At 39.3% G+C, this 25,830-nt stretch carries 23 protein-coding genes and 4 tRNA genes; 14 read left to right on the forward strand and 13 right to left on the reverse strand.

Features of this window, described 5'->3' with window-relative positions:
- Window positions 1–30 precede the first annotated feature (30 nt).
- Window positions 31–2,070 (reverse strand): M3 family metallopeptidase, encoded by a 2,040-nt coding sequence (locus AC1M9H_RS12510; protein ID WP_481613512.1) that lies wholly within the window; start codon window positions 2,068–2,070, stop codon window positions 31–33.
- A 172-nt stretch (window positions 2,071–2,242) separates the two neighbouring features.
- Entirely contained in the window at window positions 2,243–4,681 is a 2,439-nt protein-coding gene (rnr, locus tag AC1M9H_RS12515; RefSeq protein ID WP_481613532.1) for a ribonuclease R, read from the reverse strand.
- Window positions 4,682–4,943: 262 nt separating this feature from the next.
- Between rnr and AC1M9H_RS12520 the strand changes: the two genes are divergently transcribed.
- The 4 genes from AC1M9H_RS12520 (at window position 4,944) to AC1M9H_RS12535 (ending at window position 5,684) form a co-directional block, all read left to right on the forward strand.
- Window positions 4,944–5,034: transfer RNA gene (locus tag AC1M9H_RS12520), tRNA-Ser, on the forward strand.
- 16 nt (window positions 5,035–5,050) lie between these two features.
- A tRNA-Arg gene (locus AC1M9H_RS12525) sits at window positions 5,051–5,127 on the forward strand.
- A 43-nt stretch (window positions 5,128–5,170) separates the two neighbouring features.
- Window positions 5,171–5,247 (forward strand) — tRNA-Arg (locus tag AC1M9H_RS12530).
- Window positions 5,248–5,607: 360 nt separating this feature from the next.
- Window positions 5,608–5,684: transfer RNA gene (locus AC1M9H_RS12535), tRNA-Arg, on the forward strand.
- A gap of 74 nt (window positions 5,685–5,758) precedes the next feature.
- On the opposite strand, the gene AC1M9H_RS12540 is transcribed toward AC1M9H_RS12535, so the two are convergent.
- On the reverse strand, window positions 5,759–7,066 hold the full coding sequence (locus tag AC1M9H_RS12540) for an SRPBCC family protein (RefSeq protein ID WP_481592034.1): 1,308 nt from the start codon (window positions 7,064–7,066) through the stop codon (window positions 5,759–5,761).
- A gap of 171 nt (window positions 7,067–7,237) precedes the next feature.
- Between AC1M9H_RS12540 and AC1M9H_RS12545 the strand changes: the two genes are divergently transcribed.
- The gene (locus AC1M9H_RS12545) at window positions 7,238–7,741 is read left to right on the forward strand and encodes a YcxB family protein (RefSeq protein WP_481613513.1); all 504 of its coding nucleotides are present in this window, start codon (window positions 7,238–7,240) and stop codon (window positions 7,739–7,741) included.
- 45 nt (window positions 7,742–7,786) lie between these two features.
- Window positions 7,787–8,425, forward strand: coding sequence for a fumarylacetoacetate hydrolase family protein (locus AC1M9H_RS12550; RefSeq protein WP_481613514.1), 639 nt, complete (start codon window positions 7,787–7,789; stop codon window positions 8,423–8,425).
- Window positions 8,426–8,477: 52 nt separating this feature from the next.
- Here the strand turns inward: AC1M9H_RS12550 and AC1M9H_RS12555 are convergent, their stop codons facing one another.
- Complete coding sequence (locus tag AC1M9H_RS12555; RefSeq protein ID WP_481613515.1) at window positions 8,478–9,281, reverse strand: AraC family transcriptional regulator; 804 nt, start codon at window positions 9,279–9,281, stop codon at window positions 8,478–8,480.
- Window positions 9,282–9,383: 102 nt separating this feature from the next.
- Here AC1M9H_RS12555 and AC1M9H_RS12560 point away from each other — a divergent pair, with 102 nt between their 5' ends.
- On the forward strand, window positions 9,384–10,325 hold the full coding sequence (locus AC1M9H_RS12560; protein WP_481613516.1) for a DMT family transporter: 942 nt from the start codon (window positions 9,384–9,386) through the stop codon (window positions 10,323–10,325).
- Window positions 10,322–11,209: an aromatic amino acid DMT transporter YddG gene (yddG, locus tag AC1M9H_RS12565; protein ID WP_481613517.1), complete on the forward strand. Its 888-nt coding sequence runs from the start codon at window positions 10,322–10,324 to the stop codon at window positions 11,207–11,209. Before AC1M9H_RS12560 ends, yddG begins: the two co-directional genes overlap by 4 nt.
- A gap of 37 nt (window positions 11,210–11,246) precedes the next feature.
- Here the strand turns inward: yddG and AC1M9H_RS12570 are convergent, their stop codons facing one another.
- Window positions 11,247–12,491 carry a YihY family inner membrane protein gene (locus AC1M9H_RS12570; protein WP_481613518.1) on the reverse strand — a complete coding sequence of 415 codons (1,245 nt, stop codon included), beginning with the start codon at window positions 12,489–12,491 and terminating at the stop codon, window positions 11,247–11,249.
- A gap of 114 nt (window positions 12,492–12,605) precedes the next feature.
- On the opposite strand from AC1M9H_RS12570, the gene wrbA reads away from it, so the two are divergent.
- Window positions 12,606–13,202 carry an NAD(P)H:quinone oxidoreductase gene (gene wrbA / locus AC1M9H_RS12575; protein WP_035265209.1) on the forward strand — a complete coding sequence of 199 codons (597 nt, stop codon included), beginning with the start codon at window positions 12,606–12,608 and terminating at the stop codon, window positions 13,200–13,202.
- A gap of 51 nt (window positions 13,203–13,253) precedes the next feature.
- Here the strand turns inward: wrbA and AC1M9H_RS12580 are convergent, their stop codons facing one another.
- On the reverse strand, window positions 13,254–13,628 hold the full coding sequence (locus tag AC1M9H_RS12580; RefSeq protein WP_035265212.1) for a hypothetical protein: 375 nt from the start codon (window positions 13,626–13,628) through the stop codon (window positions 13,254–13,256).
- A gap of 271 nt (window positions 13,629–13,899) precedes the next feature.
- On the opposite strand from AC1M9H_RS12580, the gene AC1M9H_RS12585 reads away from it, so the two are divergent.
- The 3 genes from AC1M9H_RS12585 to AC1M9H_RS12595 all read left to right on the forward strand — a co-directional run bounded on the left by AC1M9H_RS12585 (window position 13,900) and on the right by AC1M9H_RS12595 (window position 16,896).
- Window positions 13,900–14,880, forward strand: coding sequence for an aliphatic sulfonate ABC transporter substrate-binding protein (locus AC1M9H_RS12585; protein ID WP_481613519.1), 981 nt, complete (start codon window positions 13,900–13,902; stop codon window positions 14,878–14,880).
- A gap of 115 nt (window positions 14,881–14,995) precedes the next feature.
- A complete protein-coding gene (locus tag AC1M9H_RS12590) occupies window positions 14,996–16,045 on the forward strand; it encodes an isopenicillin N synthase family dioxygenase (protein ID WP_481613520.1) in 1,050 nt (349 codons plus the stop codon).
- A complete protein-coding gene (locus AC1M9H_RS12595) occupies window positions 16,042–16,896 on the forward strand; it encodes a MetQ/NlpA family ABC transporter substrate-binding protein (RefSeq protein ID WP_481613521.1) in 855 nt (284 codons plus the stop codon). Before AC1M9H_RS12590 ends, AC1M9H_RS12595 begins: the two co-directional genes overlap by 4 nt.
- Before the next feature lie 36 nt (window positions 16,897–16,932).
- On the opposite strand, the gene AC1M9H_RS12600 is transcribed toward AC1M9H_RS12595, so the two are convergent.
- From AC1M9H_RS12600 to miaB, 7 genes are all read right to left on the reverse strand, one after another.
- Entirely contained in the window at window positions 16,933–17,508 is a 576-nt protein-coding gene (locus AC1M9H_RS12600; RefSeq protein ID WP_035265221.1) for a xanthine phosphoribosyltransferase, read from the reverse strand.
- Window positions 17,509–17,590: 82 nt separating this feature from the next.
- The gene (locus AC1M9H_RS12605) at window positions 17,591–18,304 is read right to left on the reverse strand and encodes a DUF3108 domain-containing protein (protein ID WP_035265223.1); all 714 of its coding nucleotides are present in this window, start codon (window positions 18,302–18,304) and stop codon (window positions 17,591–17,593) included.
- Window positions 18,305–18,445: 141 nt separating this feature from the next.
- Window positions 18,446–19,126 carry a hypothetical protein gene (locus tag AC1M9H_RS12610; RefSeq protein WP_179999309.1) on the reverse strand — a complete coding sequence of 227 codons (681 nt, stop codon included), beginning with the start codon at window positions 19,124–19,126 and terminating at the stop codon, window positions 18,446–18,448.
- Window positions 19,127–19,384: 258 nt separating this feature from the next.
- Window positions 19,385–19,678 carry an antibiotic biosynthesis monooxygenase family protein gene (locus AC1M9H_RS12615; protein WP_481613522.1) on the reverse strand — a complete coding sequence of 98 codons (294 nt, stop codon included), beginning with the start codon at window positions 19,676–19,678 and terminating at the stop codon, window positions 19,385–19,387.
- Window positions 19,679–19,752: 74 nt separating this feature from the next.
- Entirely contained in the window at window positions 19,753–20,241 is a 489-nt protein-coding gene (gene ybeY, locus AC1M9H_RS12620; protein ID WP_481592023.1) for an rRNA maturation RNase YbeY, read from the reverse strand.
- A gap of 30 nt (window positions 20,242–20,271) precedes the next feature.
- Entirely contained in the window at window positions 20,272–21,357 is a 1,086-nt protein-coding gene (locus AC1M9H_RS12625) for a PhoH family protein (RefSeq protein WP_481613523.1), read from the reverse strand.
- Between the two features lie 38 nt (window positions 21,358–21,395).
- Window positions 21,396–22,853 (reverse strand): tRNA (N6-isopentenyl adenosine(37)-C2)-methylthiotransferase MiaB, encoded by a 1,458-nt coding sequence (miaB, locus tag AC1M9H_RS12630; RefSeq protein ID WP_481613524.1) that lies wholly within the window; start codon window positions 22,851–22,853, stop codon window positions 21,396–21,398.
- Between the two features lie 360 nt (window positions 22,854–23,213).
- On the opposite strand from miaB, the gene AC1M9H_RS12635 reads away from it, so the two are divergent.
- A complete protein-coding gene (locus AC1M9H_RS12635; RefSeq protein WP_481613533.1) occupies window positions 23,214–25,127 on the forward strand; it encodes a lytic transglycosylase domain-containing protein in 1,914 nt (637 codons plus the stop codon).
- A 26-nt stretch (window positions 25,128–25,153) separates the two neighbouring features.
- The gene (locus tag AC1M9H_RS12640; protein WP_481613525.1) at window positions 25,154–25,816 is read left to right on the forward strand and encodes a ribonuclease T2 family protein; all 663 of its coding nucleotides are present in this window, start codon (window positions 25,154–25,156) and stop codon (window positions 25,814–25,816) included.
- Window positions 25,817–25,830 lie beyond the last annotated feature (14 nt).

Genomic DNA, 25,830 nt, shown 5'->3' on the forward strand with positions numbered 1-25,830 from the left:
ACACTCACCTTCAAAAATTAGTAACGTAGTTTAAGCAGTTTTAGTGTCATTCGTCCAACCTTGATGGCGTAATAATGCATCAATTTTAGGCTCACGACCTCTAAATTTAACAAAGGCATCAAGCGCTGTATCTTTACCGCCTACAGCAAGCACTGCTTTGCGGAAAGCAAGCCCAGTCTCTTGGTTGAAGATCCCTTCTTGTTCAAAGCGATCGAATGCATCACTTGCTAAAACTTCAGCCCATTTGTAAGAGTAGTAGCCTGCGGCATAACCCCCTGCGAAAATATGGCTAAAACTATTTTGGAATCGGTTGTATGGTGCTGTAGGGAGAACAGCATATTGTTCACGAATTTCGTTTAAGGATTGTTGAATACCTGTTGCATCTAAAGCAGGAGATTGTTTATGTATATTCAAATCAAACATGGCAAACTCAAGCTGTCGAAGGGTTTGCATGCCTGATTGGAAAAATCTCGCATCCAAAAGAGACTTAAGGAGTTCTTCAGGTAACGGTGTTTTGGTTTCAATGTGTTGGCTGATTAAAGCCAAGCTTTCATTATCCCAAGTCCAGAATTCCATAAACTGACTTGGCAGCTCGACGGCATCCCAAGCGACACCATGTGTGCCTGCTACAGAGATATGATCTACTTCTGTGAGCATATGATGCAGACCATGTCCAAACTCATGGAAAAGAGTAACGACTTCATCATGTGTCAAAAGCGCAGATTGTTGACCAATCGGTGGTGTAAAATTACCGACCATGTAACAAATCGGTTTCTGCATGCCATTGTTGGTTTGCATACGTGAGCGGAATCCGCTCATCCATGCTCCACCACGTTTCCCACTTCTAGCGTACAAGTCAAAATAGAATCCACCTATGACACTGCCTTGATCTTCAAGCTCATAATATCGTGCATCTGGATGCCATACTGGTGCTTCACGTTCAATGACTTGAATACCATATAAACGCTCCACAATTTTAAATAAACCTTGAACGACGACAGGGGTAGGGAAGTATGGCTTAAGTGCTTCCTGAGACAGATTAAACTGTTGAACTCTGAGTTTTTCCGAGAAATACGTCGTGTCCCAAGGTTGTAGTTCATCTACACCATGAGATTGAGCAATTGCTTTTAATGCCTCAATTTCTTGTAGGGCAGGTTTACGAGCATGTTCTGCCAACTCAATCAGGAATTGATCTACAGCTTCAACACTTGGTGCCATCTTACTTGCCAGTGAATATGCTGCATAATGATCAAAACCTAAAAGTTGGGCCATTTCTTGGCGCAATTTGAGAATTTCTTCCATCACCGCAGTATTGTCATATTCAGGGTGATCTGACTGATCCGACGCTCGCGTGGTATATGCTTTATATAAGGATTCGCGAAGCTCTCGATTATCTGCGTAAGTCATGATCGCAAGATAAGAAGGGAAATCCAATGTCGCCACGGCTTGATCGAGTTCACGTTGTTGACCGTATTGCTTTAGCAGTTCGATACTGCTCGCAGGTAAACCAGCAAGTTCATCTTCAGTTAATGGTTTGAAATATGATTGTGTGGCATCAAGAACGTGGTTAGAAAAATCTGAAGAAAGCTGCGATAAACGAGCTGATATTTCTGCGTAGCGTTTTTTTGCATCGCCTTCTAGAGCCACGCCTGAGAGTTTAAAGTCTCTAAGTGCAAGTTTAATCGCACTCTGTTGAGCTTCTGGTAAATCCGAAAAAATAGGTGCATCATGCACATGTTGGTAGGTTTGATAGAGCGCAGTATGTTGCCCTAATTGTGTGTAGTATTCACTTAAGCTAGGTAAAAGAGACTGATAAATCTCGCGGGTTTCAGGATTGTTCATCACAGCATTTAAGTGAGACAAAATACCCCAAGATTCGCTCATTTGGTTTTCTAATTGATCGATTTGATCGAGCACATTTAATTGTAATTGTACCGTGTCTGGGACTTTCTCGAGTTGGTTTATAAAGTGTTGACCATTTTGAATCGCTTGTTCAATCTGTGCTTTAAGTTGATCAAGTGTAATTTGAGAAAAATCGGGTACAGGCAAAGTTGCCTTTTCTAAAGTCATTCAAGGACCTAATTGATTCATTTACTTCATTTAGATGTAGGGGTTTATGGACTTTAAATCAAGTGATACATTCAATTATTTACGTAAGTGCTAAATAAAGAATCGGTGCACTTGATTATAAATTAAAAAAATAAAGCTTAAAAAAAAGAGCGCCGTAGCGCTCTTTAAAGATTTAGTCTAATTTAGCTTTCGCATTCGACTTTTTCTTTTTTACTTTAGCTTTCTTTTTCGCTTTGTCTTTTACTTTTCCATCAGATTTTTTGTCTGATTTTTTAGTATAAGAGCTTGGTTTTGCCTTGGACTTTTTCTTACGAACAGGGCGTTCACCGCTTTCATCTTTATCTTTTAGGGGTTCGACAGGCTCATTCAACATGCGATTTAACGCTTCTTGCTTGGTGACCGGTTTTTCCTTCACGACACGTGGTGCTCGACTACGAATAGCGCGACCTGCATGGCTGAGTTGTTGAATCAATTCAAAATCAATCTTACGTTCTTCTAAATTGACACCTGCAACCTTGATGCGTACTTCATCACCCAAACCGAAGGTCTGACCACGATTTTGCCCAACTAAACTTTGACTCGCTTGATCGAAGACAAAGAAGTCATCGCCAAGCTGGCTTACATGGACCATACCATCGACATATAAATCTTTTAAAGTGACAAATAGACCAAACTCAGCCGTAGCAGTAATGACGCCAACAAACTCTTCACCAAGATGCTGTTGCATATAATGGCATTTTAACCAAGTGGTCACTGAGCGAGAAGCTTCATCAGCTCGACGTTCTGTTGCCGAGAAATGATTACCGGCTTCTTCTAGTGCGCCACCTGAGACTGGTGCAGGTTTATTTTTGAGGTGTGCTTTGATAGCACGATGTAATAATAAATCTGGATAACGACGAATTGGAGAGGTGAAATGAGTGTATGCCTCATACGCCAAACCATAGTGACCAGCGTTATTTGGCCCATAATAAGCTTGCATCATGGAGCGAAGAAGCACAGCATGAATACTTGGCGCATCAATACGGTCTTTAGTGGCTTCAATGACCGCTTGATAGTCCGCTTGTGTAGGTTGATCAGGGAATTTCAAACCTAATAACTTAACAAAGTCGCGAACTTTTTGAATGCGTGAGAATTCAGGTGGCTCATGCACACGATACAACATTGGAATTTCGTGTTTTAAAGCAAATTCAGCAGCAGCGACATTGGCTAACAACATACATTCTTCAATGAGTTTATGAGCATCGTTACGTGATCTTGGTAGAATTTCTTTAATTCCACCAAGTTCATCAAAGGTCATGTACGTTTCAACGGTTTCAAATTCCATTGCATGGCGTTCTGCACGTAAACCTTTTAATACTTGGTAAAGTTGGAATAATGTATTCAGTGATTTACGCACTGTACGATCTTCAGGTACAGCTTGACTATCACCTTCAAAATATTTTGCAACTTGGTCATAGGTGAGTCGTGCTTTAGAGTGCATCACCGACGGATAGAATTCAAATTTTGTGACTTTACCTGCGCGACTTAAATTCAAATCACAGACCATACATAGACGATCGACATTTGGATTGAGTGAGCATAAGCCATTTGAAAGTGCTTCAGGCAACATCGGTAAGACAAAGTGAGGGAAGTACACAGACGTACCGCGTTCTTGTGCTTCATCATCTAAAGGTTTACCAATACGAACATAATGACTGACATCTGCAATCGCCACCACGACGCGATAGCCGCCACCAGGACGTTTTTCTGCATAGACAGCATCGTCGAAGTCACGCGCATCTTCACCGTCTATTGTGACTAAGGGTAAATCTCTTAAATCAATGCGTCCTTGACGATCTCGTGCTGTCGGTTCTTTAAAACTTTCAGCTTCTTGAACTACTTCTTCTGGAAATTCGTAAGGTAAACCATATTCTAAAATGGTTTGAGGAATAATAATTTCAGTATCAGATTTGTCGGCCATAGATTGAATAATATGACCTGTAGCAAACTCTTCACGATTTGGAAAATCATCAATTTCAACTCGAAGAGAATCACCAACTTTAGCTTTCGCATGCGCAATGAGTTCTTTTTCTAAGGTAATCGGTTGATGCGCATTTGGATTTGCTGGTTGAATGAAGTATTCACCTTCATATTCTGCGAGTTTCCCAATGATTTGTTTGACGCGTCGTTGGGTAATTTCAGTAATGAAACCCCATGGTTTACCTTTACGGTCAACAGAGGTCTGTTGAACTTTAACTCGGTCACCATGGAAGACTTGACGTAATTCACGCTCAGGTAACAAATATTCTTCTTTCTTACCATCTATACTCGCAACCCCTAAACCTTTGCTATTGATATAGATGGTCGCATCATGAACAGGTTGATCTGCCATAAGCTGGAACTTATAACCTTCTTTCGTCAATTGACCATCGCGAACCATCGCACTTAAACGGTGACTAAGTGCTTCAATACTTTTTTGATCCGCAATTTCGAAGTGTTCCACAAGGTCTGCATGAGACAATGCTTTTTTCTTATTCTCAATCGTTTCTAGAATAAGAACACGGCTTGGAATAGGATTATCGTAACGTTCAGCTTCCGCTTTGGCTTCAGGGTCGACCCAATTTTTCATAATGTCTTTGGCTTCATATCAGAAGATAAGTTTAGCATAAGACATGATAAGAAATACTGCACGTAAATGATTGCAATAAAGTGTTTTTAGTTCATAAATTATAAAAGAGATGCAGAATAGACAGTATTAAAGTGAAATTAATGCAGATTAAAGGTAAAAAACCTGAAAATTGTTTAAAAAATATATGATTGAACAAAAAACATAGAATTTTTTAAATTCTCACTTGAAGAGTAGGGACGAAGTTTGTATTATGGCGTCTCGTTACGGTGAGGTGGATGAGTGGCTGAAATCACTTCCCTGCTAAGGAAGCATACCTATTACTGGTATCGAGGGTTCGAATCCCTCTCTCACCGCCAACGATAAACTTGAAATGCGCTCATAGCTCAGCTGGATAGAGCACTTGGCTACGAACTAAGGGGTCGGGAGTTCGAATCTCTCTGAGCGCACCAATCAAGTTAATCGATGTAACGAAGTCGTAAGACACTCAAGTACGCGCTCATAGCTCAGCTGGATAGAGCACTTGGCTACGAACTAAGGGGTCGGGAGTTCGAATCTCTCTGAGCGCACCAACTTGATCATCTATAAGATGTAAAAAAGAGAAGAAACCGCTTAATTGCGGTTTTTTTGTTTCTAGAATGAGGTGATGCTATAAATCATCATATTTTATTAGCTACTTAAGATAGAAATAAATTTTAAAATTTCTACACATATTATTTTTAATTAATAGATATTAGCTCTTATAAAAACATCATCAATCCAACTCAGGATTGTTTGGAATTTGGATTGATCTTGTTGACCATCTCTTAAATTGTTGATTATCTAGCCATAATTTACATTTACGTATAAATACTGTTCGCTTGATTTAAATTTTATTAAAAAGTACTTAACAAATAATAATATTCATATATAATGCACTCCATCAAGACGTCGCGCTCATAGCTCAGCTGGATAGAGCACTTGGCTACGAACTAAGGGGTCGGGAGTTCGAATCTCTCTGAGCGCACCAACTTGATCATCTATAAGATGTAAAAAAGAGAAGAAACCGCTTATTTGCGGTTTTTTTGTGTCTATTTTTTTATCTTATTTCTTCTGCTCTTCGTTTTTGACTTTCAATGCAAAGACGACATTCGCCCCAACTGTAGGGAGCACATCATGATAAGGCAAGCTCCGTGCTGCACGAATCAGGAACGGTGCTTTTTCATCTATTTTTCCAGCATTCGTCATTTTCAATAAAGTACCTTGTTGAAACTTATCAAATTGCATTTTTCCTTTAATGTATTTCAGATCACCGCCTTGAGCATAAAAACTATTCTGATTCGAATGAGGAAAGCTAAAATTTAGTTTAAATCGGAATGGAATTTGAATAACTCCTAACCCGAGTTCAACTTTAAAATCTGCCAATTGTGTTTGGTCTTTTAGGGTTTCGATATCAATAGATTTGAGTTGGCGGGGAAACAGCTTTTTATAATGTACAGGCTGTGTCCATTTTTGTAATTGTTGCACTGGTTGGGAATAATACTGATACGTCGTCACAAAACGCATTGATTCTGCACCGTGTTGATAAGGCAAGGTTGTCGGTGTATGGACAAAACTTACAGGGTGTCCGGTGATACGACTGATTTGTGCGATTTTGGCCAATTGATTTGTCGTTAATTGGTCGGATGGAAATTGCCCTGGTTTGAGCGCACTCGAAGAAGGCGCTGTTAATTTTTTTCGAATTGATTCAAGTAAAAATGCATGTGTACCACTTGGAATTCCCATTTTTGCTTCAGGCACTGCATTCAGAACTTTGCTAAATAGAAAACCTTTAGGTTGGTTTAAATCTCCCCATTGCGTTAGGGTTAGAAGGGTATGATTCTGATCCAATTTGAACCATTCAAATTTGCCTAGACCATAAGGAACAGGTGCATCCACAATCAAGCTCGAAATACTGTTGGCTTCAATATGATGCTGAAACACTATGGTCTCATTAAAGTTGAGCACTGGTATCGGTGTTGGAATGGAAATTTTATATTGAACCTGAGTGATATTTTTTTCTTGATCTAATATTTTAGCTGATTTCAATGTCGGGAATAATCCAACAAAATTTTCAAACTGTGAAAGCGTTTTGGCGACCTTTTCTTCATTAACAGGCAATACGATGGCAGATGATGTGAACTTCACATTTGGATTGGGTTGTTTTTTGCGTGTCGGAATAGATGTTTGGGTATTTGTGTGCGCATAGATGAGAATCTGATCTTTTGCGATGCTGGCGAGTTCGGTACTATTATTTTGAAATGGTTTTAACGCACTGGGTATATTTTCTTTCCATTCAATAATCGCACTGTACGACAAGCTAGGTACAAAAATAAGGCTTAAGCACAATGCTCGATAGTTAAAGTATTTCATTTTCATCCTGAACTATGAATTTAGACTTTTTATTTTGTGTCATTTTAAATCGTGTGATGCTTTCATCAATAGTGCGATGATGTAATCAACAGTATTCATTAAAACGACAATTCGATTTCAGGTAAAGTGGTGTAATATCTTTGCTTAAGAAAATCGATTGTTGAATCCCCTATGTCTGATACTCAACCAGTTTTATCTGTCCGTTACTTCTTAAATTTACAAGAGTCTCAGGATGGTTTTGCATTAGCTACTTTTGGCAAAAAACAATTTACGCGTTTTTTAACGCCACTTGTCAGTATTGCGATCGTGATTTGGGGGCTTTATCTTGGATTAGAGGGAGTAGGGCGCTATTACGTGGCTTTAGGCACGTTCTTTATCTTGTTACAAATCGTTATGCGTTACTGGTTCTTACCTATGATGTTCAAGCGTCAGTTTGAAAAATATCAATTTGGTAAGACTGAACAAGGTATCGATTTGTTTCAAAACTCTGCCGAGCTTTTTTCAAGTGGTCGTCCTAAACAAGCATTTGCCTACAGTGAAGTACAAAAATTTGTAGTGGGTAAATTGACCTATATGCTTGAACTTAAAAATCATACAGTGGTCATTATTCCAAAACGTGCATTTGAGTCTGATGTAGACAGAACACTGTTTGAAAATACATTCCAAAAACGTTAAGTTTTGATGAGTTCATTACTCAAACTATAAATAAGAGAGATTTTCATGAGTGCAGTTCCATCAAAAATTGTATGTGTCGGTCGCAGTTATGCTGCGCATGCTCAAGAATTAGGTAATGCGATTCCTGATCAACCTGTCTTATTTATCAAGCCGCCGAGTAGCTTGGTGTCCTTAGCAGAAGGGATTGATTGGAATCGTGCATTGGGACAGTGTCATCATGAATGTGAACTTTCATTACGAATAGATCGACCGCTCAAAAACGTTACGGATCCTCAAGAGGCATTAGCAGCAGTAGGTGCAGTCACCCTTGGTTTGGATTTGACTTTAAGAGATCAACAAGATCAGCTTAAAAAGAAAGGACAACCTTGGGAACGTGCGAAAGCATTTGATGGATCTTGTATTTTGGCAGATTGGATTTCGCTTGATCAGGTTCCAGCATTAGATCAAGTCCAGTTTAAGCTCGAAATTAATGATGAACTTAGACAACATGGTGATACGGGGTTACTGATTTTTAAATTAGGAGCGCTTTTGGCAGAAATCAGTCAAAACTTTAGCTTAATGTCTGGTGATGTTGTCATGACGGGTACGCCTGCAGGTGTGGGACCATTAGAGTCGGGTGATCAGCTCAAAATGACTTTGACTGGCTTAAATGAAGATTTTGTGTGGACTACGCAAGTGCATTAATGATGCATCAGGCTTAATTAAAAAGGATGATGGTTCATCCTTTTTTTTATGGCTAGAGATTGTCTGAATTGATGTTTTTACGAAACTGTTGGGGCGTGATGTGCATCCAGCGTTTAAACATATTGATAAAGGCTGAGGCGTTGGCATAGCCCAAATCTAGGGCAATATGTTCAACAGTTTTATTTTCAGACAATAAGCTTAATGCTTGTGTAATTTTAAAGCGTTGACGCCATTCATTGAGCGACATCGAAATTTCAGCTTCACATAAGCGCGATAAAGTGCGCTCACTCATATTTACCATTTGAGCATAATTTCTCAGTGGACGCTGATCACTGAGATGCTCATGGATGTAGGTAAATATTGTTTGTAATGCAGGATGATCAGAATGGGGTAAGTAGCTTTTGAGCAGGGGTGAACTTTTTAATTGATCCAGTAAAACCATTAAAAGTCGTTGATATTCGGGTTGATCATGTTTGAAATATGTTTTTCTGAGTTCATTGAGTAGCGCCGTCACTAAGGGGGAGCTCAGTAAAATACCTGCTTGTTTGGGCAGTGCATCACACAGGCTTTCATGCACGTATAAGGTGGCATGAGAAACAGCTGTGAGATTAATACTGCTGTGATGCAGATGCGGCGGTAGCCAAATTCCGTAGGGCGGAGGTGTTAAATATTGATTTTGGTCAATATGAACTTCCATTACGCCATCAAATGCATAGATAAATTCGCCCCATGCATGACCGTGTTTAGGATATTCCGAATGGGCTGGATCATTGCGGAATGTTAGCCAAAGATTCTCTTGGATATGATCATAATTATCTAACTGAACGAATGGTTCTTGTGGATGGCGTTTTGGCATATTAAATTGCCTGAATAAATGTATTTGTTGTCTGTTTTGAATTATATATTCTAATTCAGTCAGCAGTATAGTGAGGACTTGTTTGTGTGAAGAGTGCCACTCATGGGTGAGCGAAGAGGTCTTGACCTTCAGGCGTCAAGCTTAATGATCGTATTGTGTTTAGTCTGGGGGTTACAGCAAATTGTCTTGAAACTTGCAGCTACTGATATTAGTCCTCTGATGCAAATCGCATTGCGCTGTGGTTTGGCAACCTTGCTTGTCGTTCCATTATTGTATCGACAACGAGTGCAACAACTGTTCCATTACCGTTATGTTGTTCCTGGAATTTGGTTAGCCTTTTTATTTTCTGCAGAATTTTATTTGGTTGCTGAGGCACTCAGGTACACCAGTGCTGCGCACACTGTTGTTCTGCTCTATACCGCGCCTATTTTTGTGGCTTTAGGCTTACATTGGAAAGTCAAAGCTGAAAAATTGAATCACTTGCAGTGGTTTGGAATTTGGGTCGCATTTTTTGGCATCGCTTATACTTTTTTAGTGCGTGATCAAGCTCAAAGTCAACTCAACCATATTTTATGGGGAGATTTTCTTGCTGTAATGGCAGGGATGATGTGGGCATTGACTACGATTTCTTTAAAATTTTCAACGCTTTCTGAGGCGCCGCCCACTCAAACATTATTTTATCAATTGCTTGGGGGCTTTATTTTTTTATTACCCTTAGCTTTTTGGACTGGACAAGCAGATGTACGCTGGTCACAACTGACGTTTCTGAGCTTAACATTTCATGCGGTTGTCATGTCTTTTTTAAGTTTGCTGCTATGGTTTTGGTTGTTACGAACTTATTTAGCAAATGGCTTAGGTGTGTTTTCGTTTTTGACCCCCATGTTCGGCATGTTGTTTGGTGTATGGCTGTTAGATGAGGAGGTCGAAACGAGTTTCTTGGTCGGTTCTAGTATGGTTCTTGCAGGGATTATGATTGTATCTTTGCACCGCTATTTGAGAATTTATTTTGATCGAATCAGCGCAAGAATTGGAGCACTCTATTGAATCAGTACACATGGCTGGGATTAAGCTCGATTTTGATTTGGGCCTCGTTGGTTGCGGTGGTGAAACTTGTAACTGAATCATTAAGCCCGGTACAGGCGGTGGCACTGATCTATAGTTTTAGTGCATTGTTCATGTTATGGAAAAATGGTTTTCCCAAGCTTTCACTCATGCCTAAAAAATACCTATTGGGCTGTGGTGCTCTTTTTGTGGGCTATGAAATCCTATTTTTAATTTCGATTGCTTTTTCAACACATCGAGAACAGGTATTAATTATTGCAATGATTAATTATCTTTGGCCTCCTTTGCTGATTGTATTTTCGATTCTTGCAAGGCAATTGAGCGCGAATATTTGGGTGATTGCTGGCTTTGCATATGCCATTCTTGGGTTAATGATGGTTGTTAATCCAGATATTCTCGAGCCGAAACGCATATTGGTGGCCGTGCTTGAAAATCCATTGGCGTACTCATTTGCTTTCATTGGCGCCGTGCTATGGCCTTTGTACAGTATATTTACCAAGAAATATGCAGAAGGTCATAATGCTGTTCCATTTCTTTTTCTAATGACTGCAGTTGGGTTGTGGGCTGTACATTTTGTGATGCGAGAACCCTTTGTTGAGCTGAATTTGATGACATGGCTGATGGTTGTAGTCATTGGCAGCTTAATGGGCTTGGCTTACAGCAATTGGAACCAAAGCATGCAATATGGACATCTCAAAATTTTAATTTTGGCAACGTATTTTATGCCCATTTTTTCAAGTCTGATGTCGATGCTGATTCTAGATGTGCAACCTCTAATGAGCTTTTGGATCGGTTGTGTCTTAGTGACCTTAGGCGCACTTATTTGTTGGCAATCTACACGTCCATATAATCCGTCTACGAAATAAGAAAAGACCTATAGAGGTTTTTTCTTATTGCAAGAGTTTATTTTTCTTCAAGTATGGTCGATAGCGGTACGGAGAGCTTTGCAGCCAGATAATCATCAGCTTCAATCAGTGCAGGACCAATACGGTTCATCCATACATCATCTTCATGAATTTTTCCGATATCATTTTTATCAGGCAGCGTATAAGGCAATGATTTATAAAATGACCAAAAATCAAGATGATCTAAATTTCTAACCAAAACATATTCATTATTATCTGTACGTTTAATAATATTCTGCTGTTCTAATAGATTAACATATTTAGGCCAGCGGCCAATTTCACCGCGTCCTAAAATATCAAGTGCCTCCAGATCGGTTACGGTTTTACCTTGTTTTTGTTTTTTATAGAATAACTCAAGTATATCTAGAAGCATGAGAATTGGATGGCGCGTTTGGGTCTTACCTGTATGAAATGCTGTGAGGGCATAACTTATCTCAACACCAAGCAGTACGATGTTCCAAGAGAGATAAATCCACAACAGGAAAATTGGAACTGCTGCAAAAGCACCGTAAACCAACTGATAACTGGTAAAGTTAGTCATCACGAAGCCGAATAAATTTTTCAGTAACTCGAAGGTAACAGCACTAAAAATCGCAGCAATCATGGCTGCTTTTATTGGAACAGAGCGGTTTGGAATCGTCCAATACAAGGCAAAAAAACCAAATGCGGTGAGTGCAAATGAGATGACCCATAAAATAAAAGTGCCATTCAATTCATAACCTGCAAAATTATTGCTTAGGATGTTCATAGACGCTAAAGTCGATGAAATCACAAAAGCCGAACCCAGCAGGATTGGTCCCAGTGAAATGATGGTCCAATAGCGCATAAAACCAATAATGCCATTACGCGTTTCTGTCACACGCCAAATACGATTGAATGCTGTCTCAATGCTAGTGAGCATCATTACTGTGGTAAAGAATAAAAACAGCACACCAATAATGGTTAAGTTGCTCGAATTGTCAGTAAATGCATTCAATGCTTTATCAAACGCGATACTGGTTTTAGGCAGAAAATTACTGTAGATCAATTGTTGTAATTGTTGCCGAGCAGGTTCTAATGCTTTAATCGATGAAATGATAACCAAGAATACGGTCAACATCGGCACGACAGCGAAAAGTGTGGTGTAAGTTAAAGAGCCTGCTTGCTCACGACAATTGTTAGCTTCAAAGCGTCGTAGTACAAACAAAATAAACTGAAACCATGTTTTATTGTAGAAAGGTAACTTTTTTAAGATTTCCGCCATAAATAATGAGTCTCGAGTATTTTTTAGTTAAAATTCTGTACGTTCGTTGCACAGCTTAACCAAATTTTAAAAAAAATACCGTATAGTTTTCTTTTTTCATTGGATGATCTTTTTATGCAAGCATATGTTCTAGTTTTGTATTACAGCAAATATGGTTCAACCAAGGAAATGGCACATTTAATTGCTCAAGGAATTGAATCTACTGGAATGCTTGCGAAAATTAGAACAGTTCCACAGTTGGCAACAGTGGTGACCGAAGCAGCACCAAGTATTCCAGAGGAGGGCGATATTTATGCGACTTTGGATGATCTTCAACATTGTTCGGGACTTGCATTAGGATCACCAACTCGATTTGGCAATATGGCATCAGAAATGAAATATTTTTGGGATCAAACAACGAGTTTATGGCTCAATGGTGCATTGCATAATAAACCTGCTTGTGTATTTGGTTCATCGGGCTCTATGCACGGCGGGCAGGAAAGTACATTACTGACTATGTTGCCACCTTTGTTTCATCATGGAATGTTGATTTTGGGTTTAACCAATGCCAACCCAGCTTTATCGAATACAAAATCAGGTGGGACACCCTATGGTGCTACACATGTCAGTGGTCCTAGACACGATCAATCTCTAAGCCAAGATGAAAAATCACTGTGTATCGAGCAAGGGAAACGATTAGGTGAAGTGGCGTTGCAAATGTTAAAGAAATAATTTAAAAGATTATTTTATCAGGCATAAAAAAAGTGAGCTTCTCGCTCACTTTTATTTTGAAATATGTTTTTGTTCAAACCGGTGTTTGCACTTTTTGCATTGGTAATCGAGGAAAACATTCTTATCGACGATTTCTCCCGCTTTTTTTCCAAAACGATGACCTAAAAAGCCACCAGTCACACCCACACTGATTGCACCAACAAAAGTGCCAATTGTGCCACCCATGATTACACCTAAAGGCCCCGCAACAGCACCAATGGAAGCACCAATAGAAGCACCTGATGCAGCACCACCCACAGTACCCGCAGTTGTACCCGCTGCGGAAAGAAGAACACCACCTGTTTTTTGCAGTAATTGTTCATGGTTGCGTTTTTCAATATCAGTTGAACCGCATTTTGGGCAGTGTATTTCTAAGTTTTCAGTCATTTAGGATTGCTCTAATCTATACATCCATTTATTTAAAAGATTCTAGCATTGCGCTTAAAGTTGCAACATGGCCGAATGTAGAAAAACTGTAATGCCAGATAAAATAAAAAATTGATTTGAAAATAGATTAATTTAATTTTTAAGGATAAAACCATATTCTATGAGCAGGATGGCTTAGATCTTGAACTGAATAACTAAGCGCAAATAGTGATTTAATTTTTTTCGAAGTTTGGCTTATTTTTTTATTCCAATCAAAAAAATTACCAAGACAATGAAAAAATTATTTGTACTAAGCACCATTGTGACATTGAGTTTTAGCCTTATTGCATGCTCAAAAGAAAAGCCTACTGAGCTTAAGGGGCAAGATGAATCAAAAGAAAAGTTAACAACCTTGAATATTGGCTATCAAAAAGCGGCGCTTAAATTCATCGTTGCAAAACAAAATAAAACTTTTGAGCAGGCATTCCCTGGTGTGAAAATTCAATGGAAAGAATTCCCGGCAGGTCCTCAAACACTAGAAGCATTAAATGTCGGTGCTATTGATGTGGGGTATACAGGGGATACACCTGTAATTTTCGCACTTTCTGCAGGTAAACCAATTCAATATTTAGCTTATGAAAATGGATCTAAAAACTCACATAGCTTGCTCTTACCCAAAGACAGTACGATTCAAAGCTTAAAGGATCTAAAAGGTAAGCGCATTGGTGTTACACAAGGTTCAAGTGCGCATTACTTTCTCTCACAAATATTAGATCAAGCTCAATTGAGCTGGTCTGATATTCAACCCGTCTGGTTAACGCCTGCAGATGCCCGAGCTGCTATTGATAAAAAATCACTCGATGCTTGGGCGATTTGGGATCCTTATGCAAGTGCTGCTTCGCTTAAAGGTGATACACGTGTTCTTATTGATTCAAAAGCTTTGCCATTAGCGTATAGCTTCTATTTGTCTTCTCCAAAATTTTTAAAACAACATGCGGTTGAAGCCCAAAGATTTGTGCAAACATTAAATCAAGTAGATGATTGGATCAATCAACACCCAGATCAAGCCGCAAAAATTTTGGCGCAAAGTACAAGCTTGGACGAAAATATTACCAAACTGGTTTTAGAAAAAAGAAATATTCCTGCTTATGCCAAACTGGTCGATACAGATACAGTCACGGCGCAACAAAAAATTGCAGATTTGTTTTATCAACTTAAACTCATTCCGAATGCGGTGTCTTTAAAAGATCATGTGTGGACTGGGCAAGAGTAAGTGATTGAACGCGAATCATATTTTTATAGACGCATAAGTATCCAATTTAAATGATTTCAAAAGCATTCATCTTTCAGTCATTAATACAATGAAGTATTAGAAAGATGAGTGCATCATGAATCAACCATTACAACAAAGCTTAACAGCACTTCCTATTCTGAATTTAAGTCAATTTGATCAATCATCAACGCAAGCAGATTTTCTGCAACGACTTGCACATATCGCCAAGGATATTGGTTTTTTTTATTTGACAGGTCATGGCATTTCAGCTGAAAAAATTTTGGAGATTCAGCGTATTACTCGACAGTTTTTTTCGCTGCCACAAGAACAAAAAGATGAAATCGCTATGATTCATTCCCCGCATTTTCGAGGGTATAGTCGAGTAAATGCCGAAGTTACACGTCTGCAACCTGATTTTAGAGAACAAATAGACATTGGTTTTGAGCTGGCAGCATTAGAACCTGAAACTGGACCGACATGGAGACGTTTACAGGGACCAAATCAGTGGCCTTCGAATTGGCCTGATTTTCAACGCGTAGTCACCGCATGGCAACGAGATCTCAGACAAGTTGCAATTAAATTATTAAAAGCCTTGTTGCTTTCATTGGGGCAGCAGGACACAGCACTTGATCAATTGATTACAGGCAGTCCACATGAACTACTCAAGCTGATTCATTATCCCCCAATTGATCAAATGAATCATCAGGGTGTAGGCCCTCATAAAGACTCCAATATTTTAACTTTACTTTTACAAGACCAGATCGGAGGACTTCAGGTCTTAAGTCAAGGCAAATGGATTGACGTACCATTTGTTGAACACGCATTTGTCGTCAATATCGGTGAGGTTTTAGAGCTTGCCACAAATGGATATTTGATTGCGAATCAACATCGAGTCATATCTCCAACCAATGCAGAACGGTACTCGGTTGCTTATTTTCTTTCTCCAAATTTATTTGCTGGTGAAATTCCGCTTTTAAATCTTGCAAATGATTTAAAAGCACTTGCACAAGGACCAGAGACAGATCCACTGAATCCTTTACTGAGAAATGTGGGAGAAAACTGTATCAAAGGTCGACTTAGATCTCATTTAGACGTTACTGAAAAATATTATCCAGCGCAATTTAAACAACTCAAACAATCAACAACAATATCGAGTAAATCATGAAGTCAAAATACGCCCAATTTTTATTTATTATTTTTGCAATTCTCATTATCAGTGCATGTAGTGCTCAACCTGAACCTCAAAAAACAAAGCAAACACAACAAACAATCGTGATTGGATCACATGGATCGGATGTTGATATTTGGAGACATATCGCGGATTCTGATCAGGCGAAAGCAGCAAATGTTGACATTGAGGTGAAAGAAATTAATGACGGTGTGGTTTTGAATCAAGCTTTGCTCGATGGTGAAATTGATGTAAATGCATTTCAATCTTGGGCGTATTTCAAAGAATTTAATGACTTGAATCATCATAAGCTTGCTGTCTTGGCGACCACTTATTTAGAGCCTATGGGTTTATATTCTCAAAACTACAAGTCACTAACTGCTTTGCCTGATCGGGCCTTAATTGCAATTCCAAATGATGTGGCGAATACAGCACGTGCATTAAGACTATTAGAACGTGCTCAGTTGATTCAACTTAAGCCAGATTTTAATACGATTTCTGGAACTCTTGAAAGTATCCAGTCAAATCCGAAATCACTCCAATTTAAATTGGTCAAAGGTGCGCAACTCCCACGTGTCTTGTCTGAGGTGGATTTAGCTGCAATTGGAAATACTATTGCTCTAGAAAGTGGACTAAATGTAATAACAAATGCGATATTTAAAGAAGAGGTTACTGATAAAGCTTTAGAAAATGTCAATATACTGGCAGTGCGTAAAGATCGATTGAATGATCCACAATTTCAAAAACTTTCAAATCTTTACCATCAGCCTTACGTTGATGATTATATTCAAAAGCATCTTGGTGGTACAAAATTGGGTATTCAACTTGATCCTGCCACATTAAAATAAAAAAAGCGCCGTTAGGCGCTTTTTTACTGTTCAACATTATTCTTGAACAAAAGTCACTGTCCCATTTGCAAGTGATTCAACACGAGCAAGTGATTCAACTCGGTAACCTTTTTCAAGTAAAAGATCACGGCCAGGTTGGAACGACTTTTCAATCACGATACCAATCCCGACAACCTCAGCTTCAGCTTGGTGAATCAAATCAGCTAAACCTAAAGCTGCTTGTCCATTCGCAAGAAAGTCATCGATCACAAGAACCTTATCTGTTGCTGCAATGTGCTTCTTAGAAATAGCAATTGTGCTTTCTACTTGCTTTGTAAAAGAGAATACTTTTGAACGATATAAATCATCTTTTAAAGTTAAAGATTGATACTTACGTGCAAAAATTACCGGTACACCAAGTTCCAAGCCAGCCATCACAGCAGGTGCGATACCTGAAGCTTCAATTGTGATGATTTTGGTGATGCCTGCATCTTTGAATAGACGAGCAAATTCTTGACCAATTTGTTGCATCATCACTGGGTCGATTTGGTGGTTTAGAAAAGAATCAACTTTTAAAACCTGATCAGATAGAACGATACCTTCGTTTAAGATTTTCTGTTCTAGTGCGTACACGGGAGAATCCTCTAGGGCAGGTGCCTTTTTAAGCAAAGACGTATTTTAAAAAGCATCTGCAAAAAAGCAAGTAAAAAATGCCTTAATTTTGTGGACCGTTATACCCTGTCAGTAAGAGCCCGTATGAAGATTTCTTATCTTGGTGTGTGACTTTCACTGGTAGATAGTCCAATTTCGGAGACAGCCAAAAAATCGTTTCACGACCTGGTTTATCATGTTTCATCACTACTTTGATGGTATCAAACGTACCGTACTTGGTTTCTACTTTTTCAGTGCCTTGTTTGACGAAACGACGTGATTCAACTTCTTTAGCATCTGCAATCCAATATTGCGATTTTAAACCGTTATTTTTTAAGTCTTCACGAATTTGCAATTCTGCATTTAACTCATCCAGTACACCAGATTTCCAAGCAAATGAACGTTGCTCTTTATCTTTGGTGGTGTTAATGGTTTTGGCACTTGGATTAAATTTAATGCTCATTGTATTGTTATGAACCAAAATTTTACTGGTGCGACTGAAATTGGATGATTGAATCTGATTATTGTTGAATGTGAAGTTACTGGTTTCAGTCGCTGAAGCAATACCACCTGCTTTAGCTGCAAAAACGTAATTCCATGTGTTACCTGATTTTTTCAAGGTTCGTGTTGCTGACCCCAAGTTTTTACCATTGTATGCAAACTGATAAGAGGCTTGGAAGGGCGTCATGGCAAGCGCTTGACTTGAATAGCCTGTGAAAAGCACGGCTGTACCTACACTTGCAATCACACTCAAAGTTTTAAACGATTTAAATGCCATAAATATTTTCCTTTACCTTCGTATCGAAGGATCACTTGAAGTTTTATTATCTCTGATAAATAAGGAGAAATAATCAATAATCACAGTGAAAATGTATTTTTCTGTAGCTTAAGCTTTATGACGACATCAAAACGCTGCGCTCTAGTCGTCCTTTTGTTTAATTGGTGTAATGTGATCACTTTCCACTTCATCAGATTTCGATTTGAATCGATCAGTATTCATTTTGCTGAATAAAGCCATCAAATTTACATTACCAATCACCACCAATTCTGTTTCACGAAGTTCTGCATGGTTGACGTGTACTTTGCCCAATGTTTCAATGATCGAGCGATTTTTTCCGAGCCACTGATTTAAATCGAGATGTAAGAGATCGTCTTTGACTTTAATGACATTAAACCGCTCTAAAATCATGCCAAGTGGATCTTTACGAAGAATTTTTTGATAGAAAAATAGGGCAGAGCGGAATGCAATTTTCATCCAAAAGGTTTGAAATTTTGCTTCAATGACTTCGGTTTCACTAATTTGTTCAAATACAATCAGTTGTACATCTTTATTCAATTCCATTTGAATCAGCTTTAAATCTACAGAGAGAATGGTATAAAGCCCTTTCACATTCAAAGTGGCATAGAGTCGAAGCCAATCGTCGTGTAAATCAGCATGTAAGTCTTCAAGGATGCTGACATTGTCGGTCACAAAGCGCTTGAAAGTCGCATTTAAAAAAACTTGAGAGACAGGAAATTCACGTTCTTCTTCAATAAACCCTTCAGCCTTTTGATAGACTTTACGAAATTTGTTCGCGATATTTGAAATAATCGTTGGCATAAGTGAAGTTCCATTACCTCTAAATCTTGTGAGATGTCAGCTAGTGTATATCTTGTAGGTGATTACTGCCGAAGGATAACAGCTTATCCAATTGCGATGTAATGTTTACAAAGACGTTTATTATGGTTTTGATGGTCAGGCGTTATTTAAGTTTAATCTATTGGTTTCGCATGACTTTATCTTATTTTATCTGAAGAACTTGCTCAATATTTAACTCATTTGTCTAAAATATGTCATCAATATAAAGGTCAACTCGATTTACTCAGATTGATAAGCGCGCTGAATCTGACAGACCTCAATCGAATACGTGTCATACCATGATAGGCGACCTTTTTGTTGGGCATAAAGATGTTGGGTGTCTTGATGCCAAGCTTGAATATCTTCTAACCGACTCCAATAAGAAAGACTGACTTCATTATCATTCTCTTGATAGCTTTCAAACTTTGTACAATTGTAATCATGCATCGCTTTATGCCGCATTTGGCTAGCCAATATTACATATTCATCATCAATATTTTTTATTCTAGCTTTGAAGATGACAACGAAGTTCATTTTTGAATACTCATTTATTATTTTAATTTGCTTCCCGAATAACGGGAAGCATAGACCGAAGTCATTGAGGAGTGTTATTCATCATCTAAAAGCAAGTAAGGGTTTTCAAAACCTAGTTTTTGTAAAATCTCAATCTCAATTGCTTCCATTTCCTCAGCATCTTGTTCAGAAGTTTCATGATCATAGCCCATAAGATGTAAAGTACCGTGAACCAACATATGAGTGAAATGTGTTAATGGTGCTTTAAATTGTTCTTCTGCCTCTCGAAGCACAACGGGAATACAAATCACCAGATCTCCGATAGGGAAACTGTCTAAAATTTCAGCCATTTCATCTGGTAAGTCGCTTGGAAAAGATAAAACATTGGTTGGCTTATCTTTACCACGATATTCAAGGTTAAGTTTGTGACTTTCTTCGACATCTACGCAAGCTATTCCAATTTCACAATCGCTTTGTGTATCAATATGACGAAGGGTGGTTTCAATAATTTTTTTAACATACGCACGTTTGAGCACCAAGTTTGATGCTTCAAACGATTGTTGTAATGAGAGACTTAGTTTCAAAATCTTGCCTTGAGCGTGATTAGATTTAAATTACTCTGCATCTTGATGCTGAGCATCAGCAGCAGAATCATTTTCTGATATGAGTGCTTCTTGACGCGCTTTACGTTCCGCACGTGCTTCAGCAGTTAAACGATGTTGTTCACTGTCCCAACCTTCGTATGCTTCTACAATTTTTTGTACAAGCTGATGTCTTACAACATCACGTGAGTGAAAACGTGTGATATGGATTTCTTTAATCTTTTCAAGCACACGTAATGAATGTGCCAAACCAGACTGTTGTCCACGTGGTAAATCCACTTGAGTAATGTCACCGGTAATGACTGCACGCGAACCAAAACCAAGACGAGTTAAGAACATTTTCATCTGTTCTGGCGTTGTATTTTGAGCTTCATCTAAAATGACAAAGGAGTGATTGAGTGTACGACCACGCATATATGCAAGTGGGGCTACTTCAATAATTTGACGCTCAATTAATTTTGCCACTTTTTCAAAGCCAAGCATTTCATACAGGGCATCATAGAGTGGGCGTAAATAAGGATCAATTTTTTGTGATAAGTCACCTGGCAAGAAGCCAAGTTTTTCACCAGCTTCCACAGCAGGGCGAACTAAAAGAATGCGTTGAATTTCATTGCGTTCAAGCATATCAACGGCAGCAGCTACAGCCAAATAGGTCTTACCTGTACCCGCTGGACCAATCCCGAAAGAAATATCACTTTGAAGAATACGTTCTACATAGCGTTTTTGGTTGGCCCCCCGCGGATTAATGCGGCCCTTGCGAGTTTGGAGCCAGACTTCGTCAAGTCCTGTGTGTTCTTGATTAGGATCAAATTGTAATTCATGATCAGTCTGGCTGCCTTGAATCATTAAATGAATCAAATCAGAGCTGATTTGTTGAGAAACTTCAGCTTCGGCGTATAAGCGCTGAAGTAAGCTTTCAACTCTCTCGACTTCATCAATTCCACCGTCAATAAAAAAACTATCACCACGCTGACTGATTTTTACATCTAAACGTTGTTCAATTTGTTTCATATGACCGTTGTACGCACCAAGCATGGTTTGTAAACGGTCCATTGAAACACCGGGAAAAGCCACTGTACGTCGAATCGCTGCAGTCAAGAGATTTCCTTTAGAGTCTATTAATCTATACCTCTACATTACGCCACGTCAGGTTCAAGATTCAAGAGTTCACCGTAAACTAAATTTAAGGTTTTAATCTCTGTAATCTCAATCTCTGCAAAGCGTCCAAGCCAAGAGGCATCACCAATAAATGTTACTAAACGTGTATTGTCTGCGGTTCCTACCAATAAGTTTGGATCGTGCTTTGAAACGCTCTCAATGAGCACACGTTGGACAGTACCAAGCATAGCATCAGTTTTTTGGATACTTGACTGCTTAATCCATTGTTGAACTTTAGCCAAGCGCTCTTTTTTAACATCTTCAGGTGTTAAATCTTCCAGCTCTGATGCTGGTGTACCAGGACGTTTCGAGTAGATGAAACTATAAGAATGATCAAAATCTAAGTCTTGAATAAATTGATATGTCTCTTCAAAGTTAGCATCAGTTTCACCAGGGAAGCCAATAATAAAGTCTGAAGACAAATGCATATCAGGGCGTACCTGGCGTAATTTAGCAATCTTATCGATATAAACGTCAATCGTGTGGTTACGCTTCATCGCCTTCAATACATCATTTGAACCACTTTGAACTGGTAAATGAAGGTGAGAAACCATCTGTGGTAGGTCACGATAGCATTGGATAAGGTCATCATTGAATTCTAATGGATGAGATGTCGTATAGCGAATACGACCAATGCCTGGAATTTCCGCCACTAGACGAAGAAGATCAGCAAACGTACAGATTTCACCATCGAATGTTTCTCCGCGGTAACCATTTACGTTTTGACCGAGTAAAGAAACCTCACGTACGCCCTTTTCCGCAAGACCAGCAATTTCAGCAAGTACATCATCTAGGGGACGAGAGACTTCCTCACCACGAGTGTATGGCACCACGCAGAATGAACAGTATTTTGAACAGCCTTCCATAATCGATACGAAAGCTTTATAACCTTCAACGCGAGGTTCAGGTAAGAAGTCGAACTTTTCGATATCTGGAAATGAGATGTCTACCAGTTTGATTTTCTCTTTTTTCGGCTTTTCAATTTGATCCGTATGCTGATCAAGCATTTGTGGCAAACGGTGAAGTGTTTGTGGACCAAATACCATGTCGACATAAGGTGCACGTTTTTGGATATTGTCACCTTCTTGAGATGCAACACATCCACCTACACCAATCACCAAATCAGGATTTTTTTCTTTCAGCTTGCGCCAGCGACCTAATTCTGAAAATACTTTTTCTTGCGCTTTTTCACGAATTGAACAGGTATTCATTAAAAGAATATCTGCATCAGCAGGGTCTGTTGTTAATACATAACCGTGTGAATCACCTAGCAAGTCGGCCATACGATGACTGTCATACTCATTCATCTGACACCCTTGCGTTTCGATATACAGTTTTTTGACTGCACCATCGATGGCTGGGGTGTGCTGTGGCTGGGTAACAGTGTTTTCTGAGGCAGCTGGGGCACTATTCGGAATGAAGGTTTGAACCGTCATGAAGGCTCCTATCCTATAAAAAGGGATAAATATGTTCCGGTGAAGTATGGGGGAATCCCACACTCGATAAAAGCGAGCTATTTTACAGTATTTGTACTACGGGTTGAACAAATATATAAATCAGATCAAGTTTATGGATTTACAGTAAAAATACTTTAAAATAATAGTGGTTAATCAGCGCTTTACATAACAGAACAGTACTTGATCATTAGAGTATTTAAAATACATTTTAAAATTGCCAAGCGCTGCAAAAGAGTTGATCATGCAAAAAAGCATGTCCAAATGTAGCGACGAGTTAAAGTTGAGAAGAGAAGCGTGTCAAAAAAAGCAGTGAAGCAAAAACAGTTAAAACAATATTTAATGGGGCTGATAACACTAGGTTGTTTGCCCGTTGCTCATGCGGCTGAAGAGCAATTTAATGAAGCGATTAAATTTGCGAACTCGGGTAATACAGCTCAGCTCGAATATTATCGTTCTGCAATGCAAAATGATGCGCTTGGATATTATCCAGAATATTGGATGTTGAATAATAATTTAGGCTTCCAACCTGCAACGAATATTATCAGCTTTGCACAGCGCTATCCTCAATCTGCAATGGCTGAAAAATTAGCTGCTGATTATGTCGAAGAAAAGGTAAAACAAGCAGATTTCAAGACAGCTCAACCTGTTTTACCTTATGTCACCAATCCTGATCAAGCTGAAAGCTGTGCGGTTGCGCAAGTAAGAGCAAAAAATGGCGATACATTGGTATACGCTGAATACAAAGATGTCTGGTTTACAACAGAATCGCAGCCAGAATCGTGTAATGGTTTAGGTCGCTTAATGCTAAGTAGTCCCTTACTCACCACCACAGATCGTCAACAGCGCCTGTATGCGCAACTTAGAGCGGGACAGTCTGGTCAAGCCATCGCAACAGCACAAACTCTGGGTTTAAACTTGTCATTAGCACAATTAAATCAAATTCAGGCAGATCCTTTGAATTATTTATGGAATGCGACCAAAGGAACAACAGCAGATTATGCTTATTTAGTATTTGCTTTAGGTCGTGCTGCGGATGCGGACTTGAACACGGCGCTTCAAAATCTTCCTCGTGTTGTGCAAGGTGTTCCTGTAGATGTTCAAAAATATATGTACCGCACGGTGGCGTATATTGGAGGCACGACAGTGATGAAAAATAATTTTAATCCTGAAGTGCTGAAGAACTTTGATTACAGTTATGGCGTGCCTTTTACACCAGAAGAGGCTGAAATTTACGCGCGTCAAGCAATTCGTTTTGGTGAGTGGGAAAGTGTGTTGCGTGCCATAGATAGTATGAGCGTTACGCAAAAACAAGAAGATCGCTGGCAATATTGGATGGCGAGAGCGTATGAAAATCGCAAAGATCAAGCTTCCAAGCAAGCTGCAAAAAGTATTTATCAACGATTAGCTGCCGCTGGCGATGATTATCACAATCTGTTGGCAAAAGACCATTTAGGTATTCGTTATAATGAAGCACATGATCGTGCTCAACCAAGCGCACAGGATATTCAACGTTTAGATCAAGATATTCACTTTAGACGTGCTTTTGCATTACGCAATATCAATGCTTCAGCAACTTACACAAATCGTGAATGGAATTGGGCTGTCCGCCAAGCTTATCTTAAGCAAGATGATGGTCTATTACTGGCTGCGGCAAAACGTGCCACAGAAATGGGGTGGTATGACCGTGCTATTTATGCGGCGGAAAGAACACTTAAACGTCATAACTATGCATATCGTTATGCGACACCACATCAAAATCTAGTGGTGACACATAGTAAAAATGCAGGGATTGATCCTTCGTGGGCTTATGGTTTAATGCGTCAAGAAAGTCGCTTTGTAACCACGGCCCGTTCACATGTAGGTGCTGGTGGATTGATGCAAATTATGCCTGCAACAGCAAAAGATGTGGCACGAAAAATGGGTGAAACGTATAATCCTGCTGCATTATCAGATCCGAATACCAATATTCGTTATGGGACATATTACCTGTCAATGATTCAAGGTATGCTGAGTAACAGTCCAGTTCTAGCTACGGCTGGCTATAATGCAGGGCTGACTAGAGCACGCCGTTGGCAACCAGAGTTTAAAAGTATTGCGGCGGATCAATACACAGAGTCAATACCACTTCATGAAACACGTGACTATGTGAAGAAAGTTATGACCAATGCTGCTCATTATGGTGTTTTGCTTGGTCAGGGGCCGCAAGCGATCGAAAGTCGTATGCCGCCTATTCCAGTAAGAAATACGCAATAGCATTTCAACTACTTTTGTGAGCTTGGATGAATCACGCAAAACTGCTGTTTAGTCGTCAACACACTTACCTCCTCTGTAGTTTGAGCGTAGGGGCTTTGTTGTGTCCAGCAGATGTGATGGCATCAGGGAAAGGTTTACAAGGATATGTGCTTCAAGTACAGATGACACCTGCCATTTGTGCATTAGATCGAACAAAAGCGAAACACCGTAAATGCCTAGAAGGGTATTCACTGACGATAAAGGGTCTTATCCCAGAAACCAGTCGTCATGATTGCCAAACGAGTTCATCTGCCACCTTGGCACCGCTACAGAAGAGGGTTGTTGCTAGGGTGATGCCTGATGAGCAGGCTAGAATTAGGCTGTGGGCCAACTTTGGTGGTTGCGTTCCAATGAATGCCAGTCAGTATTTTCGTACCATTATTAATCATGCAGACCAATTAAAAGTTCCTGATTACTTAACAGGAGTGGATCGTAAAACAGTCTCTATCGCGACATTACGATCGCAATTCATCAAACTCAACCCAAAATTACCCAGCCAAGGTATTGAATTTCACTGCCAAAGCTTAAATGGTCGCCCGGTGTTAACGGGGGTCGAAATCTGTTATCGCACGAATGGTCAATTCAAGTCATGTGCGTCTGATATTGTCTCAACCTGCCCAAATACATTTGACATAGAGGGCGCCTACTAATTTATTTCCACGAA

It is taken from the genome of Acinetobacter sp. ANC_7512 (assembly GCF_056779935.1).